Here is a 15340-nt window from a genome sequence, read left to right on the forward strand (position 1 = left end):
AACTCACTTCTCAAATCAAAACCTCAAACGCCGCACTCCCCAACACCTCCCCATTAGCCATCACCTGCACCCCATGTCGCCCGTCAAAATGCTTGCGCGTCGTAAAATCCTTGATGACTTGATTCCGTCGCACTACCTCAGTCCCGAACCCCGCTAATCCCAGAGTCTTCAACTTGAAAACCTTCCTCGAAACCCCGCCATTCGCCTTCACATACTCAATCGCATAATCAATCACCAGCCTTTGCTCGTGCGCCACCATGGACTTCACCGTAAACGACAAAGTAATCGCTTCCCCCAACCTCACCACCGCAGGCTCGACCCGCACATCCAACAACTCAACCTCAGCCTTCGCCCCTGCGCCAATTACCGTCAGCGCGCGCACGTCGCCCTGCTTGATCAAACTGCGCAACGCATGCTTGGCAATCCAGGCCGTGTGCTTGTTGTCCAGCGACCAACCTTCAATCGTGTCCAGCACCCACTCCGGATGCACTTTCGTTACATCATTCAAATGATTCGCCACCGACTTGCGCACGTACAAGCTCTCGTCCGCCTTCAACCGATCCAGTATCCCGGCGGCCAGCAGCGGATCCGCCTGCACCGCTTCCAGGCGAAACGACCATGGCAGGCGAGGGCGGCTGCCTTCGCTGGCTAGGCGGCGGACGTGGTGGTTTTCGTCGTGGGTCCAATCATGCATTCGTTCCAGCGAGCGCTCGAGGTCGCTGCGCAAAAAGTAGCGGATGGCGAATTCTGAGGAGCCGAAGGTGGTGAAGTATTTCAGGGCATCCATGGAGGTATCGAACGCATGGGCGCCGTAGCTCGCGACGTAATGCGGCAGGCACATGCTGACGAATCCGCTGTTCAGCCGTGGCGCGAGTTCGAACAGCACTTCGAGGGAATCTTCGTAGTCCAGCGGCAGCACGGCATGCAGGCTTTCGCTGACACGCGCCATGCGTTGCATTACTGACAGTTCAGCGAGTCCGTCCTGGGCGTGTTTGAGAAACGCCTTGGCCTTGAACGCCGGGTACACCGCGCTCATTTCGTCAGCGATGTGCTGCAAGCGCTCGGCGTTGAAGATTTCCTTTAACGCCGGGGCGGCGGTGTCGGTGGAGCTCATGATCAGTTCATCGGTGTGCTGATGAACGCATCGGTGCCTTCTGCGTAGGCGGTGTACTCGGCGATACGCGCAAAGCGTGCTGCGTCGATCTGATCGGGTACGACGAGTTCGGTGAAGCTCCAGGCAACCGCCAGGCTGATGCCGGTCTGGGCGAGGGAGCCGTCGACAGGCAAGTCACTGTGTTCAAGTTCTTTTTCCAGTGCGGTAAACGCGGCGGCGAGCTGGCCTTCGACGCGTTCGACCCACGGCTGATATTGAATGTCGGCCGGGCGCAGGTTGCGTTCGTAGTAAAGCTGCACGGCTTTTTCGCAGGCGGCGAGGCTCAGGCCGATCATGCGCAGGGCCTGGGCGCGTTGTTTGAGATCGCTTGGCAGCAGGCTTTTGCCGGAGCTGGCTTCGAGGTAATCGAGGATGAGGGTCGAGTCCATCAGGACCACGCCGTCATCGAGGATCAGCGTGGGCGCTTTGACCACCGGGTTGATCTGCTGGAATCGCTCAAAATGGCGGAACACCGAGACCGACTCGTGTTCGAGGTCGATCCCCAGGCATTTGGCGGAGATTGCTACGCGGCGCACATAGGGAGAGTCGAGCATGCCGATCAGTTTCATGACGCGTTCCTTCAAGTCGAACCGGTGGGAAGGCATAACCTAGCCGACGCAGATGCAATTGTCAGTCATCGAATCCGGCCTGCTCGTGAATTTCATCGACGTTCAAGCCCAGCCGATACGCCACCGCCACAAACAGCGCCTGGCACAAACACAGCGTCGCACTTAGCGAACGAAAGGCCAGCGCACTGCCTTCATTGACCAGCAACACGCTATTGGCAAGTTTCGCCAATGGCGACAGAGGGCTGTCGGTGATGATCAGGGTATTGGCCTTTTGTTGCCGGGCGAAGCGCAGGCAGTGTTGGGTTTCCTTGGCGTAGGGCACAAAACTGATGGCGATGACCAGGTCGTTGGCGCGCACGCTGCGCATTTGCTCGCGATAGCTGCCGCCGATGCCGGAAACCAGATGAATGCGTTTCTGCGTATGTTGCAAGTTGTAAACCAGATAATCGGCGACGGCGAACGAACGGCGGACCCCGACAACATAAATGTCGTCGGCATTGACGATGAGATCGACGGCTGTATCGAACGCCACCTCGTCCAGTTCGCGGCCCAAGCGTTCGATGCCCGAGAGCGTTGCGTCGATGCACTCGCGGGCCAGGTCGCCGCTGTTGGCGGTCTGCGAGTTGTTGGCGATCAGGCTGCGGATGCGTTGCTGATAGTTTTGCGCTGGCGTGGTTTTGTGCGTCCAGGCCTGGCGGAACAGCGCCTGCATCTCGCTGAAGCCGCTGAACCCGAAACGTTGCGAGAAACGCACAATCGCTGACGGATGCACTTCGCACTCGCGGGCGATGTCGCTGATGCGCTCGACCATGATTCGCTCGCTCTGCTGGCTGATGTAGCTGGCGACGCGTTTGAGCTGGCGCGGCAGGGCGTCGTACTCTTCGCTGATCATTTGCAGCAGGCGCTCGGCGTTGACCGGCGAGCTGGCGAAGGAAATTTCGTCTGCGGCCGGCAGAGCGGGGCGGGGCATGGGCAGCATCCTTCAGGCGAGTTGAGCACGCGGTGGGCCTGATAATAGAAGGGCTGCGTAAGCTCTGCCGGGCTGAAACGATGCACCTTGCGAGAATAATTTTTGCCGTCGATGGCGGGATGGTTAGCCGTTTGTCTTCTATATACAGCCGCTGGACTGAATTTCTTGCTATAAACGCACTCCGATGGCCGTGTGAAGCCTGTGTCAGAGCAGTTTCCAGGTCCTGTCGGACAAATTCCCTGTATTTACAGTTGCTGAGGTCTTGATCGGGCCTTAGACTGCCGCCCCTCGTAAATTGAGTGCCGGGTGGCGTTTGCAATAAAACGATGCCTTTTCGACGGCCGACACGGTTCGCCGAAACGCTCCCTTATTCGCCTTAATGCACGTTTTTTTATAGAGATATCAATGACAAAGGACAAGTTGCTGGCTATGCCGGCAGATGACTACATGAATGCAGAGCAACACGCTTTCTTCACTGAGCTGTTGCAGAACATGAAAGTCGAAACCCACGAGCGCATTGAGCAAAACCGTATCGCCATCGAAAGCCTGGACACCCCGGCTGACCCGGCGGACGCGGCTTCGGTTGAAGAAGAGCGCACCTGGCTGGTCAACGCGATCGATCGCGACCAGCGCATGCTGCCTCAGTTGGAACAAGCTCTTGAGCGCATCAAGGACGACAGCTTTGGCTGGTGCGACGACAGCGGTGAGGCCATCGGCCTGAAGCGCCTGCTGATCAGCCCGACCACCAAGTACTGCATCGAAGCTCAAGAGCGTCACGAGCAGATCGACAAGCACCAGCGTCAGGCCTGATTCTGTGGGGTGACCCCTTCAACAGGGGCACCTTGAAAAGATCGCAGCCTTCGGCAGCTCCCACATGGGGTTGCTGAAGGCTGCGATCTTTGTTTTTGCTTGTCTGCGATTTTTCCCCGTCGTTCCATTGACCTGCCACCGACCCCACGACTAACGGACCATGGATAATGGCGTTGTAGTGGCGTTTAATGCAGTCACAACAATGAGAACAAACGTGGGGTGATCAAGATGACGAGAGATGGATCTCTGGTTGCGGCGCTGCCTGCACCAGTGCTTTCGCCGAAAAACCGCTGGATCGCGCCGACCCTGCAAAGCGTCGCCCTGATGCTGTTGCTGGCCGGCATGGCTATGGCCGAGTGGTCGCTCTACCTCGGCATTCCGCTGGCGATACTGATTGTCTGGCTGCCGCGCCTGCGTTCGCGCAGCGCTCCTGTTGCTGTCCCGGTCGATAGTGCGAGCGCATTGTCCGCACTGACCCGCGATCTTTCCTACACCACCAGTCACAATGCACTGTCAGCCGCCGGCGTGGCGTTCTCGGTCAAGGCGCTGGCGAACAAACTCGAATCGCAACTCGACGCGGCGGCGCAGATCGTCAGCAACGCCGAGGTGATGATCGCCACCGAGCAGGCGACTTCACAGCTCTGTCGCGACGCGCTGGACGCCGCCAGCCAAGCGCATCACAGCAGCGCGGCGGGGCGCAGCGAACTGCTCGACTCGATTTCGCGCATGCAGCAACTCAGTCAGCGCGCCAACGCCAGCCGCGAATTGATCGAGGCCCTGAGTGTGCGCAGCGACGACATTCAGCGGGTGACACTGGTGATCCAGTCGATTGCCAGCCAGACCAACCTGTTGGCGTTGAACGCTGCGATTGAAGCAGCCCGGGCCGGTGAGCATGGTCGCGGTTTCGCTGTGGTCGCCGACGAGGTGCGCGGACTGGCCGCGCGTACGGCGGCGGCCACGGGTGAGGTCGGTGAGATGGTCGCTGACATTCAGCAACGCACCGCGCAAGTGGTGGGGCAGATTCGCGAGTTGTCGAGCGATCTGCACACCGGCGTCGAACAGGTCGAGCACACCGGTCAGCATCTGGAAAACATCGCGCGACTTGCCGCCGGAGTGGAAACCCAGGTCAGCGAAATCGCCCGTGGCGCGCAAACCAATCGCGAGCAGCTTGACGCGCTGTTCATCGCCATCGAGCAAATGCGTAGCGATCTGGCGATCAGCGATCAGCAGACCCGCCGCCTCGCCGACGCTGCGGTGCAGATGGAAGGGCAGGCGGAAACTATCAGCGAGCGCTTGGCCGAGGTCGGCCTGGATGACTATCACCAACGTATCTACGACTTGGCCCGTGAAGGTGCGAGCCAGATTGCCGCGCGTTTCGAAGCGGATGTTGAACAGGGGCGGATCAGCCTGGATGACCTGTTCGATCGCAGCTACCAGCTGATTCCGGGCACCGAACCAGCCAAATTTCAAACCCGCTTTGATCGATACACCGATCAGGTCTTGCCGGCGATTCAAGAACCTTTATTGGCGCGTCATGAAGGGCTGGTTTTTGCGATTGCCTGCACGCAGCAGGGTTATGTACCGACGCACAACCAGGCATTCAGCCAGCCATTGACCGGCGATGTGCAGGTCGACACGGTAAATAACCGCACCAAACGCAAATTCGCTGACCGCACCGGTATCCGCTGCGGCAGCCATCAGCAACCGGTGCTGTTGCAGACTTACACGCGCGATACGGGTGAGCTGATGCATGATTTATCGGTGCCGATCATGATCAAGGGCCGCCACTGGGGCGGGTTGCGTCTGGGCTATAAACCTGAGAATCCGCGCTGAGATTGTTACCGTTGACGCAATGAATCTGTGCACGGCGGTTGCTGTTTCCTCTCAAAGGAAAGCATTAATCTGGCGACTTAGTTAGGTAGCTAATTATTTCGGAGGGCACATGCAGTGCAGGGTAGACGTGGCAGTGATGATCGGCAGCGGTGTTCCGGCCGGCTTACGCGCGATGGGACGCAGTGTGTGCTGGGTGGTTTTGCTCAACGGGGAGCGACGCGGCACAGCCTTCGCCAGCCGCGATGAAGCGGAGGAGTGCAAGGCTGCCTGGCTCGAACAATTGAACATCGAGCCCGGCGACAGCCTGCACTGATCGTACTTACTTGCCGCGATGCAAACGTACGTTCAGCTCATCGACGATCGGCGCTTCTTCGCCATCGGCCCGCAGCCATTCCTTGAGTAATTGCGCCTGCTGGGGTGACCAGAAGTCGGCATCGATGAGTTTAGTGTCCGGATCCAGCGGATGTGCTTCGACAAAGTCATTTATCGACGCCTCATCCGAGGGCAGGCCCAGCTGTTCGAAAAGGGTGGTCAGGTTAAGCTCGGTTGGCAGTTCCATCATCTACTCCTGGGTCGGTGCCGGTGCGGCTTGTTCGTTCACTCCCCTTATCAGAGGCAGCCGCTGGCGCGGAGTTCGATTTTTGATTCAAGCGAGCGGGCAAGGGCGCAGGCTTCGTTGTGGTTACCGCGGAAACCTCTCACACGTCCCGTGGATATCTCCTTGATGTGAAAAAAGGCGATGCCCGCTGGCACCACTTGAAAGTGCGGGGTTCGATGACTGTTAGAAGATGTCGGAAGGTTGTCGAGGTCGGCAACCTTCATCGGCAGAGGTGTGTTGATTCGCGCGTCGGCCGACGTGGCAAAATGAGTCAAAGTGCACATATGAAGTCCTTTTCATCAGTCGGCCGGGATTTAACGGCCGTTGCGGGTAGTCGTAAGGAGCATCGCTGCTCTAGAATCGCCAGTACCTGTTGACGACCGGGCTTATCTAAAGCAATTTTTCGCCAGCGATATGTCGGAAAAGTGCTTTTTTTCGTGAGAAATTTCCCTGAAGTTCGTAGTCAGATCTTGCTCCAGTCGCACTTGAGGCTTTTTCCTTCAAGGTTTGCCGACTTCAGAGCGGGTTTCACTAATGACAATCCAGTAGTCTACGAACCTCGCGATCAAGAGCGCTTCGCTCGCTTCGGGTTTTTGAGTGATTTTGCAGTTTTCATCGGCATTGCCGTTTTTTTGCCGTGCGTGTTTTCCGCTGCACGGTTTTTCAAATGTGGGGATGTTTCTTTGGCAGTCAGTAACCTCGATATGCATGCTTTGTTCGTGCTGGGTGATTTGCGTGCAAAGCTGGTCAAGCAATTTCAATCACGTTTTGTTTACATCACCGAGCAAAACGCCGAAGGCATTTACATCGCCGAAATCGATACCGAAAGTGCATTGGTAGTCGATGACAAACCGGGGCTCAAGCTCAAGGTTGGCGACCATTTCATTGCATCGGTTCTGCCCAGCCGTGAAGGCGGCAAGATGGACATTCGTTTTCGCGACATCAAACTCACGGTTTACGGCTTGGGCGACTACGCATTTGTCAGTACGGCCGACGGTCACGCGATTCTGTTCAAGGAAGGTCATAGCGTCGTCACGGTGTTCGCCGCCAATGAACAATTGCAGGAAGGCCTGACCAAAACCTTGAAAGCCGTTACTGCCAAGGCTGCCAAATGGCGCAAGGGCGAGCTGGTGACCTTCAAGGCCAGCGAGTGAAGCGCGCGGATTTCCATTCGCAAAATCTCGACAGCGCACGCGAAGACGCTCAGCGCCTGTTCGCCCGCAAGGCCGAACTGCAAGGTGCCTGGCTGAGTTGGGTGGCGTCGCAGCTCTATGCATTGCAACCGGCGGCATACGCCAGCATGGTCAGACGTGAGCTGCAAAGCCTGCAGGAAAAGTCTGAAACGTAACCTCGCGCACGGTAGACCCCGGAAAAAGCAGGAACCTCGGCTAAAGTCAGTTGACTGAGTCATTCAGAGGCTTGCGTTTCTGTCAGGCCAACTGCCATTGCTGTGAACAGCACGAGGTGTGATGCATGAACGGATTTCGACGGTTACTGGCCGCCAGCGTGGCCACCTTTGGTTTGCTGACGTCAGCGCAATCGCCGCAGGCGGCACAGGCGCCGATCCACTTTGCCGATCTGAACTGGGAAAGCGGCAGCCTGATCACCGAGGTGCTGCGGGTGATCGTCGAGAAAGGCTACGGCTTGCCGACCGATACCTTGCCGGGTACCACCATTACCCTTGAGACCGCGCTGGCCAACAATGACATCCAGGTGATTGGCGAGGAGTGGGCCGGGCGCAGTCCGGTCTGGGTCAAGGCCGAAGCCGAGGGGAAGGTCGTCGGTCTGGGCGATACGGTAAAGGGCGCCACTGAAGGCTGGTGGGTGCCGGAATACGTGATCAAGGGCGACCCGGCCAAAGGCATCAAACCGTTGGCGCCGGATCTGCGCAGTGTCACTGATCTGAAGAAATACAAGGACGTGTTCAAGGACCCGGAAAGCCCGGGCAAAGGGCGTTTCCTCAACAGCCCGATCGGCTGGACCTCGGAAGTGGTAAACAAGCAGAAGCTCACGGCGTATGGCTTGCAGGACGACTACACCAACTTCCGCAGCGGTTCCGGCGCTGCGCTGGATGCAGAGATCAGCTCTTCGATCCGTCGCGGCAAACCAGTGCTGTTCTATTACTGGTCGCCGACGCCACTGCTTGGCAAATTCAAATTGGTGCAACTGGAAGAGCCGCCGTTCGATGCCGAGGCGTGGAAGACGCTGACAGACGCCGATAATCCCAATCCGAAACCAACCCGCTCGCTGGCATCGAAACTGTCGATTGGCGTGTCTACGCCGTTTCAAAAGCAGAACCCGCAAATTGCCGAATTCTTCAGCAAGGTCGATTTTCCCATCGAGCCACTGAACAAGGCATTGGCGGAGATGAGTGACAAGCACACCGCGCCTCGTGAGGCGGCGGTCGCGTTCATGAAGGCGCATCCGGATGTGTGGCAGGCGTGGCTGCCCAAGGATGTGGCCGACAAGGTGACGGCTGATCTGAAATAACGCGGTCAACGCAGTGCACCGCCGACCGGTCGTGCACGGGCAAAAAATCCGACTACGATGGTTTGTTCAAATCCCTTTGAAGGATTTCAACCATGACCTTTGTGTTGGCTCAATGGCTGGTGACTGTGTTCGCGGCAATCGGCCTGATGCATGTGTATTGGGCGTTGGGTGGGCAATGGGCGGCTGCGGTGGTGGTGCCGCAGGTGCCGGTGTCGGGCTTCGTCGCCACGGTACGCCCGGCCTTCAAGCCCTCAGGCTGGCTGACGCTGGCAGTCGCCGCTGCGCTGCTGATAATTGCGGCGCTGGTTTGTATGCGGGTCGGTTGGGGCGTGCCGGCGGTGCAGCACAAGGCACTGCAATGGGTGATCAGCGCGATCGCGTTGCTGATGTTTGCTCGGGCGATCGGTGATTCGAATCTGGTCGGGTTCTTCAAGGAAGTGAAGGATTCGCGATTTGCGCGGCTGGATACTTGGGTGTATTCGCCGTTGTGTGCGCTGCTGGGGGCGGGGTTGTTGGCGGTGGCCTGGGTTTGAGCTGATCCGGAATTTGCGACGCCCCGACTGGCCTCTTCGCGAGCAGGCTCGCTCCCACATGGGAGAGCGCATTCCACGGGCGCTACATGATCATCAATTACCACTTTCAGTCTGACGACTGCTCACCTCAGCCGGCACATCATCCCCGGCCATCCGCTTGCGGAACAACGCCGCCCGCGCCAGCAGCAGGGTGGTCACTGGCACGGTGATCGCCAACAGAATCGGAATCAGCCAGGCATGCACCACTGGCCCGGACTTCAGCGCTGAGAAGCAAATGATCGACGCCAGTGCCACACACCAGGCACCGATTGTCGACGCCAGCGCTGGCGGATGCATACGCTGGAAGTAATCCTTCATCCGCAGCAATCCGGTTGCACCCAGCAGGGTAAACACGCCGCTGAGCACCAGCAGCACCGCCACCGGAATCTCGACCCATAAAGACAATTCGGCATTCATTCGATCACCTCGCCACGCAGCAGGAATTTCGCCAAGGCAAACGAGCCGACGAAGCCGAACAGCGCGATCAGCAGCGCCGCTTCGAAGTAGGTATCACTGGCGTAACGAATGCCCAGGGTCAGCATCATCAGCATCGCGACGATATACAGGTAATCCAGCGCCAGTACCCGATCCTGAGCTGACGGGCCTTTGAACAGGCGCACCAGGGTCAGCACCATCGCCACGCAGTACAGAAACAGCGTCAGCAGAATCGCATTCGACAGCAATGGGCTCATTCGAAAATCTCCATCAACGGTCGCTCGTAAGTACTTTTGAAGTGCTCGATGAACTGCGCTTCGTCGTGCAGATCCCAGACGTGCAGCAACAGAACGCTGCGGTCCAGCGCCAGTTCTGACCATACGGTACCGGGCACCACGGTGCAGATCATTGCCAGTGCCGCCAGACCATGAGCATCGCGCAGATCCAGCGGCACTTTGATAAAGCATGAGTTGGGCGGACGACGTCCGGCGTTGACTACGCCCCAGGCGACGATCAGGTTGGACATGATGACGTCGCGGCCGACCAGGAAGAACAGACGCAGGATGGCGATGGGGTTGCGGATGCGCGCACGTTTCGGCCGCAATTTGCGCATCATCAGCGGCGCAGCGAAACCCAGCGCGGCACCGAGCAGCAGATTGCCCGGGCTGACGGACAGGTTCAGGGTCAGCCACAGAATCCACAGGGCCAGCGATAACCACGGTGCCGGGAACAATCGATTCATGGCTGCACCTCGAGCATGTCGGCTCTGGCTTGCGGGCTCGGCACTGCCCGAGTGCCAAGCACCGCCAGCACGTATTGCTGCGGATTGTTCAGCGCATCGGCCGTAGCCTGGGTGTAGCGCAACAGCGATTCAGCCTTGAACGTCAGGACAATGCTCAGCCCGAGCAGCAGAAATATCGGCGCGCATTCGAGTTTGCGCAGCAGTGGTGATGGGCGCTCCTCCGGCGTCCAAAAGCGCTGGATACCCAGGCGAGAGAAGGCCATGAGGGAAGCCAGACCGGTCAGGATCAACAGGGCCAGCAATCCCCATGCGCCGGGAGGCAGCGGCGCCGCAGTGCCAAGTCCCAACGGGTTGAGCAATGCCCCGATCAGGCTGAGCTTGCCGATGAACCCGGACAGCGGTGGCATGCCGATGATCAACAGCGCGCAGGCAATGAAGCTCAAACCGAGAAAGGCCATGGTCCAGGGGATGACTTGGCCGACCACGGCTTTCTGCTCGTCGTCGAGGTTGATGCCCTTGGGCGGTTGCAGCGATTCCTGTGGACGCGGCAGCAGTTCGCTTTCGTCCTCGAGGGGAATCTCGTTGGCCGAGCGCGAGCGCTCGATCAGTTCGGCGAGCATGAACAATGCGCTCAGCGCCAGGGTCGAGCTGACCAGATAGAACAGCGCAGCGCCGATCAGGTTCGGCTGGGCGAAGCCGATCGCCGAGAGCAGGATCCCTGCCGACACCAGAATGCTCAGGCTGGCCATGCGCTCCAGGCGTTGCGCGGCGATAATCGCCAGCCCTGCGCAAGCCATGGTCGCCATGCCGCCGTAAATCAGCCAGTCGCCGCCGAAGAATGCCGAGGCGCCGGCCTGACCAGAAAACAGCAGGGTCCACAGGCGCAGGAGGGTGTAGACGCCGACCTTGGTCATGATCGCAAACATCGCCGCCACCGGCGCGCTGGCCGAGGAATAGGCCGGCACCAGCCAGAAATTCAGCGGCCACATGCCAGCCTTGGCCAGAAACGCTACCGCAAGAATTCCCGCGCCAGCATGCAGCAGGCCACGATCGGCTTCCGGCACCAGCGGGATCTTCATCGCCAGATCGGCCATGTTCAGCGTGCCGGTCACCCCGTAGATCAACGCAGCGCCGATCAAAAACAGTGACGATGCCAGCAGGTTGATCGAAATGTAATGTAACCCCGACGACACCCGCGCCCGGCCCGAGCCGTGCAGCAACAAGCCGTAGGATGCGGCGAGCAACACTTCGAAGAACACGAACAGGTTGAACAGATCCGCCGTCAGGAACGCGCCATACAGGCCCATCAATTGAATCTGGAACAGTGCGTGGAAACTCGACCCGGCACCGTCCCAGCGGGCCATGGCAAACAGCAGGGCGCTGACGCCGATGATTCCGGTCAGCACCAGCATCAGTGCCGACAGGCGATCAACCACCAGGACGATGCCAAACGGTGCCTGCCAGTTGCCCGGCAGGTACACGCCGATGGAGCCGGGGACGCCGGTGGTCTGCGTCCATTGCAACAGCATCACTGAAATGAACAGGCCGAGGAGGCTGGAGAACAGATTGATTTTCGCCTTCAGCGGCCGGTGCTTTTCGCCCAGCATCAGCATGATCGCAGCCGTCAACAGCGGCAGCAGGATCGGTGCGGCGATCAGGTGAGTCATCGCCATCATTCTTTAGGCTCCCGGCCGTCGACGTGGTCGGTGCCGGTCAAGCCGCGCGAGGCGAGCAATACGACGAGAAACAGCGCGGTCATGGCGAAGCTGATGACGATCGCCGTCAGTACCAGCGCCTGGGGCAGCGGGTCGGTGTAATGCAGCAAGTCCTGGGTCACGCCGTCCTTGATCACCGGCTCTTTGCCGATGAACAGGCTGCCCATGCTGAAAATGAAAAGATTGACCGCGTACGACAACAGGCACAGGCCCATTACGACCTGAAAGGTTCGCGGGCGCAGGATCAGCCAGACCCCGGACGCGGCAAGAATGCCGATGGCGATTGCGATGACTTCTTCCATCAGACGGCTCCTTTGCTGGCGACGGACTTGGGCAGCGATGCAGTCTTGTGACCACGCACCGATTGGTGGGCGAGGGCGGTGAGGATCAACAACGTCGATCCGACTACCACGGCGTACACGCCGATGTCGAAGAACAGCGCACTGGCGATATGGATATCACCGAGCAACGGCACGCTGATGTGCCAGGTGTGAGTGGTCAGGAACGGATAACCGGCGAGCAGCGCACCGAGACCGGTGGCAGTGGCGAACAGCAGCCCGGTGCCCATCCAGCGCAATGGCCGCAGGCTCATTTGCGCCTCGACCCACTGGGTGCCGGCAACCATGTATTGCAGGATAAAGGCCACCGACATCACCAGCCCGGCGACAAAACCGCCGCCCGGCTGATTGTGCCCGCGCATGAACAGATAGAACGACACCACCAGCGCGACAGGCAGCAGCAGGCGCACCAGTACCGCCGGCACCATCATGAAACCGAGCGCGGTGTCGCTGGCCGAACGCGGGTTGACCAGATCGGTGACCACGTCGGGCGCGAGCAGACGTTGCTGGGCCGGCAACTGCAGGCTTTCCTTCGGCGGACGGAAGCGGCGCAGCAGGGCGAACACGGTGAGCGCCACGGCGACCAATACGGTGATTTCGCCGAGCGTGTCGAAACCACGGAAGTCCACCAGCATCACGTTGACCACGTTGCTGCCGCCGCCCTCGGGCAGGGCGCGGCTGAGGTAGAACGAGGAAATATGGTTCGGCGTTTGCCGGGTGAGCATGGCGTAGGACAGCAGCGCCATCCCCGCACCGACCGCAATCGACAGCAGCAAGTCGCGCAGACGCCGAATACGCGCCTTGCGCAGGCTACTTGGCAGTGGTGAGACTTCTTCGATGCGTCGCGGCAACCAGCGCAGGCCAAGCAGGATCAACACCGTGGTCACCACTTCGACTGCCAGTTGCGTCAGCGCCAGATCAGGCGCCGAGAACCAGACGAAGGTTACGCAGGTCATCAAGCCACAGACGCTGACCATGGTCAGGGCGGCGAGACGGTGATATTTCGCCTGCCAAGCGGCGCCAAGCGCACAGGCTATCGCCAGCAGCCACAGGGTCACGAAGACAATGGATCCGGGGATTTTCGGCCGGTCGCCCCAGGTCAGCGTGCTGTGCAGCATCGGGATCAGACCGGCGAGCACCGCAGCCGAAACCATCAGGAACAGTTGCATCTGCAAGCGCTTGGTGCCCAGTCGCCGCTCGACGCGCCGGGCGATGCGCATCATTACGACCAGACTGCGCTCGAACAAACGCTTGCCGTTGAGGCGGCCCACCAGCGGCGGGTACTTGAAACGGCCCAGCTTGAACTGCTTGCGCAGCAGCAGATAGAGGAGGATGCCGCCGGACATGGCGATCAGGCTCATGATCATCGGCGCGTTCAAGCCGTGCCAGATGGCCAGGCTGTATTCCGGCAACTCCCCGCCAACTACGGGCAGCGCGGCAGCGGCGAGCAGTGGCCCGACGATCTGCGCCGGAAAAATCCCCACCAGCAGGCAAGTGAAGACCAGCAACTCGACGGGTGCGCGCATCCAGCGTGGCGGCTCGTGCGGCGTGTGCGGCAGGTCAGTGGCGGTGGGGCCGAAGAACACGTCGACGGTGAAACGCAGGGAGTAGGCCACGCTGAACATGCCGGCGATGGTCGCGACGATCGGCAGACTGGTTTCGACCCAGGCCGTGGCGTTGATGAACACGGTTTCGGCGAAGAACATCTCCTTCGACAGGAAACCGTTGAGCAACGGCACGCCGGCCATTGAGGCGCTGGCGACCATGGCCAGTGTTGCCGTATAGGGAATCAGCTTGATCAGACCGCTGAGTTTGCGAATGTCACGGGTACCGCTTTCGTGGTCAATGATGCCGGCGGCCATGAACAGCGAAGCTTTGAACGTCGCGTGATTGAGAATGTGAAACACCGCCGCCACTGCGGCCAGTGAACTGTTCAGGCCCAGGAGCAAAGTGATCAGGCCGAGATGGCTGATGGTCGAGTAGGCCAGCAAGCCTTTGAGATCGTTCTGGAACATCGCGCAGTACGCGCCGAGCAACAGCGTACAGGCGCCCGCTCCGCTGACGATGTAGAACCATTCCTCACTGCCGGACAGCGACGGCCACAGACGTGCCAAAAGGAAAACCCCGGCCTTGACCATGGTCGCCGAGTGCAGATAGGCCGAGACGGGCGTCGGTGCCGCCATCGCGTGGGGCAGCCAGAAGTGAAACGGGAATTGCGCGCTTTTGCTCAGCGCGCCGATCAGGATGAGTGGCAAAAGAACAGGGTAGAGGGCATGTGCGCGAATCAGATCGCCGGCGGCCAGGACCTTGTCGAGGTCATAGCTGCCGACGACATGGCCGAGAATCATGACCCCCGCCAGCAGACATAATCCGCCGGCACCGGTGACCATCAGCGCCATATAAGCACCGCGCCGCGCATCGGCGCGGTGGTGCCAGTAGCCGATCAGCAGGAACGAGAAGAGGCTGGTCAGCTCCCAGAAAAACACCATCTGAATCAGATTGCCGGAGATCACCAGGCCAAGCATGGCGCCCATGAACGCCAGGAAAAACGCGAAAAAACGTGGCACCGGGTCGTCCGGCGACATGTAGTAACGGGCGTATAAAGAGACAAGTGTGCCGATGCCCAGCACCAGCATCGAGAACAGCCAGGCGAAGCCGTCCATGCGCAGAACGAAGTTCAGCCCGAGGCTGGGCAACCACATGAATTCTTCACGGATCACGCCGCCATAGGCGATTTGCGGGTACAGCATCGCGACCTGAACGGTACCGATCAAAGCAACCAGGCCCGCCAGCAGGGATTCGGCATTACGCGCATTGTGCGGCAGCACCGCTGCCAGACAGCTGCCAATGAATGGCAGAAGCAGTAGAACTATCAGGGACATAGGCTTCTAATCTGCGGAAGTTTGTGAAGCATCATACGTGCCAGCTCCCTGATCGCCAAACGCGAGGATGTCGCAGAATCCTACAAAGTAGTCTGGAATTTTGTGTTTGGCGTTGTTTCAGGGGCAATGATGGTGCGGCGCATTCGCGAGCAGGCTCGCTCCCACACTGGAATGCATTTCAAAATGTGGGAGCGAGCCTGCTCGCGAAAGCATGGGTACGACGAGAAAAAATT

At 59.4% G+C, this 15340-nt stretch carries 19 protein-coding genes; 7 read left to right on the forward strand and 12 right to left on the reverse strand.

Annotated elements, in window-relative coordinates:
• Positions 1-10: 10 nt before the first annotated feature.
• The 3 genes from KVG85_RS05045 to KVG85_RS05055 form a co-directional block, all read right to left on the reverse strand.
• On the reverse strand, positions 11-1114 hold the full coding sequence (locus KVG85_RS05045) for a DNA alkylation repair protein (protein ID WP_217863152.1): 1104 nt from the start codon (positions 1112-1114) through the stop codon (positions 11-13).
• Positions 1115-1116: 2 nt separating this feature from the next.
• Positions 1117-1722 (reverse strand): glutathione S-transferase, encoded by a 606-nt coding sequence (locus KVG85_RS05050; protein ID WP_217863153.1) that lies wholly within the window; start codon positions 1720-1722, stop codon positions 1117-1119.
• 61 nt (positions 1723-1783) lie between these two features.
• Entirely contained in the window at positions 1784-2692 is a 909-nt protein-coding gene (locus KVG85_RS05055) for a MurR/RpiR family transcriptional regulator (protein ID WP_217863154.1), read from the reverse strand.
• Positions 2693-3097: 405 nt separating this feature from the next.
• Between KVG85_RS05055 and KVG85_RS05060 the strand changes: the two genes are divergently transcribed.
• From KVG85_RS05060 to KVG85_RS05070, 3 genes are all read left to right on the forward strand, one after another.
• A complete protein-coding gene (locus KVG85_RS05060; RefSeq protein ID WP_016775095.1) occupies positions 3098-3502 on the forward strand; it encodes a TraR/DksA family transcriptional regulator in 405 nt (134 codons plus the stop codon).
• Between the two features lie 609 nt (positions 3503-4111).
• Complete coding sequence (locus tag KVG85_RS05065) at positions 4112-5335, forward strand: methyl-accepting chemotaxis protein (RefSeq protein WP_437182195.1); 1224 nt, start codon at positions 4112-4114, stop codon at positions 5333-5335.
• Positions 5336-5444: 109 nt separating this feature from the next.
• The gene (locus KVG85_RS05070; RefSeq protein WP_016775093.1) at positions 5445-5648 is read left to right on the forward strand and encodes a hypothetical protein; all 204 of its coding nucleotides are present in this window, start codon (positions 5445-5447) and stop codon (positions 5646-5648) included.
• A gap of 6 nt (positions 5649-5654) precedes the next feature.
• On the opposite strand, the gene KVG85_RS05075 is transcribed toward KVG85_RS05070, so the two are convergent.
• The 3 genes from KVG85_RS05075 to KVG85_RS05085 all read right to left on the reverse strand — a co-directional run bounded on the left by KVG85_RS05075 (position 5655) and on the right by KVG85_RS05085 (position 6643).
• Positions 5655-5894 (reverse strand): DUF2789 family protein, encoded by a 240-nt coding sequence (locus KVG85_RS05075; protein ID WP_016775092.1) that lies wholly within the window; start codon positions 5892-5894, stop codon positions 5655-5657.
• Positions 5895-5944: 50 nt separating this feature from the next.
• Positions 5945-6157, reverse strand: a complete 213-nt coding sequence (locus KVG85_RS05080; RefSeq protein WP_225926743.1) for a hypothetical protein — start codon at positions 6155-6157, stop codon at positions 5945-5947.
• Positions 6158-6433: 276 nt separating this feature from the next.
• Positions 6434-6643, reverse strand: a complete 210-nt coding sequence (locus KVG85_RS05085; RefSeq protein ID WP_217863157.1) for a hypothetical protein — start codon at positions 6641-6643, stop codon at positions 6434-6436.
• Here KVG85_RS05085 and KVG85_RS05090 point away from each other — a divergent pair.
• The 4 genes from KVG85_RS05090 (at position 6617) to KVG85_RS05105 (ending at position 8956) form a co-directional block, all read left to right on the forward strand.
• Positions 6617-7087 carry a hypothetical protein gene (locus KVG85_RS05090; RefSeq protein WP_039763128.1) on the forward strand — a complete coding sequence of 157 codons (471 nt, stop codon included), beginning with the start codon at positions 6617-6619 and terminating at the stop codon, positions 7085-7087. The genes KVG85_RS05085 and KVG85_RS05090 overlap by 27 nt on opposite strands.
• Entirely contained in the window at positions 7084-7281 is a 198-nt protein-coding gene (locus KVG85_RS05095; RefSeq protein WP_217863158.1) for a hypothetical protein, read from the forward strand. Before KVG85_RS05090 ends, KVG85_RS05095 begins: the two co-directional genes overlap by 4 nt.
• Before the next feature lie 125 nt (positions 7282-7406).
• Positions 7407-8423 carry an ABC transporter substrate-binding protein gene (locus KVG85_RS05100; RefSeq protein ID WP_217863159.1) on the forward strand — a complete coding sequence of 339 codons (1017 nt, stop codon included), beginning with the start codon at positions 7407-7409 and terminating at the stop codon, positions 8421-8423.
• A gap of 92 nt (positions 8424-8515) precedes the next feature.
• A complete protein-coding gene (locus KVG85_RS05105) occupies positions 8516-8956 on the forward strand; it encodes a DUF3995 domain-containing protein (RefSeq protein WP_071172759.1) in 441 nt (146 codons plus the stop codon).
• Positions 8957-9049: 93 nt separating this feature from the next.
• Here KVG85_RS05105 and KVG85_RS05110 read toward each other — a convergent pair whose 3' ends face one another.
• From KVG85_RS05110 to KVG85_RS05135, 6 genes are read right to left on the reverse strand one after another with little or no spacing between them, the layout of a single operon-like run.
• Positions 9050-9412 carry a Na+/H+ antiporter subunit G gene (locus KVG85_RS05110; protein WP_122507959.1) on the reverse strand — a complete coding sequence of 121 codons (363 nt, stop codon included), beginning with the start codon at positions 9410-9412 and terminating at the stop codon, positions 9050-9052.
• On the reverse strand, positions 9409-9687 hold the full coding sequence (locus KVG85_RS05115; protein WP_024013247.1) for a K+/H+ antiporter subunit F: 279 nt from the start codon (positions 9685-9687) through the stop codon (positions 9409-9411). Before KVG85_RS05115 ends, KVG85_RS05110 begins: the two co-directional genes overlap by 4 nt.
• Entirely contained in the window at positions 9684-10172 is a 489-nt protein-coding gene (locus KVG85_RS05120) for a Na+/H+ antiporter subunit E (protein ID WP_071172756.1), read from the reverse strand. The genes KVG85_RS05115 and KVG85_RS05120 overlap by 4 nt, the downstream gene beginning before the upstream one ends.
• Complete coding sequence (locus KVG85_RS05125) at positions 10169-11848, reverse strand: monovalent cation/H+ antiporter subunit D (RefSeq protein ID WP_217863160.1); 1680 nt, start codon at positions 11846-11848, stop codon at positions 10169-10171. Before KVG85_RS05125 ends, KVG85_RS05120 begins: the two co-directional genes overlap by 4 nt.
• Entirely contained in the window at positions 11845-12189 is a 345-nt protein-coding gene (locus tag KVG85_RS05130) for a Na+/H+ antiporter subunit C (protein WP_016775082.1), read from the reverse strand. The genes KVG85_RS05125 and KVG85_RS05130 overlap by 4 nt, the downstream gene beginning before the upstream one ends.
• A complete protein-coding gene (locus KVG85_RS05135) occupies positions 12189-15107 on the reverse strand; it encodes a monovalent cation/H+ antiporter subunit A (RefSeq protein ID WP_217863161.1) in 2919 nt (972 codons plus the stop codon). The genes KVG85_RS05130 and KVG85_RS05135 overlap by 1 nt, the downstream gene beginning before the upstream one ends.
• Positions 15108-15340: the final 233 nt, after the last annotated feature.

It is taken from the genome of Pseudomonas triticicola (genome assembly GCF_019145375.1).
In the GTDB taxonomy this organism is placed as follows: Bacteria; Pseudomonadota; Gammaproteobacteria; order Pseudomonadales; family Pseudomonadaceae; genus Aquipseudomonas; species Aquipseudomonas triticicola.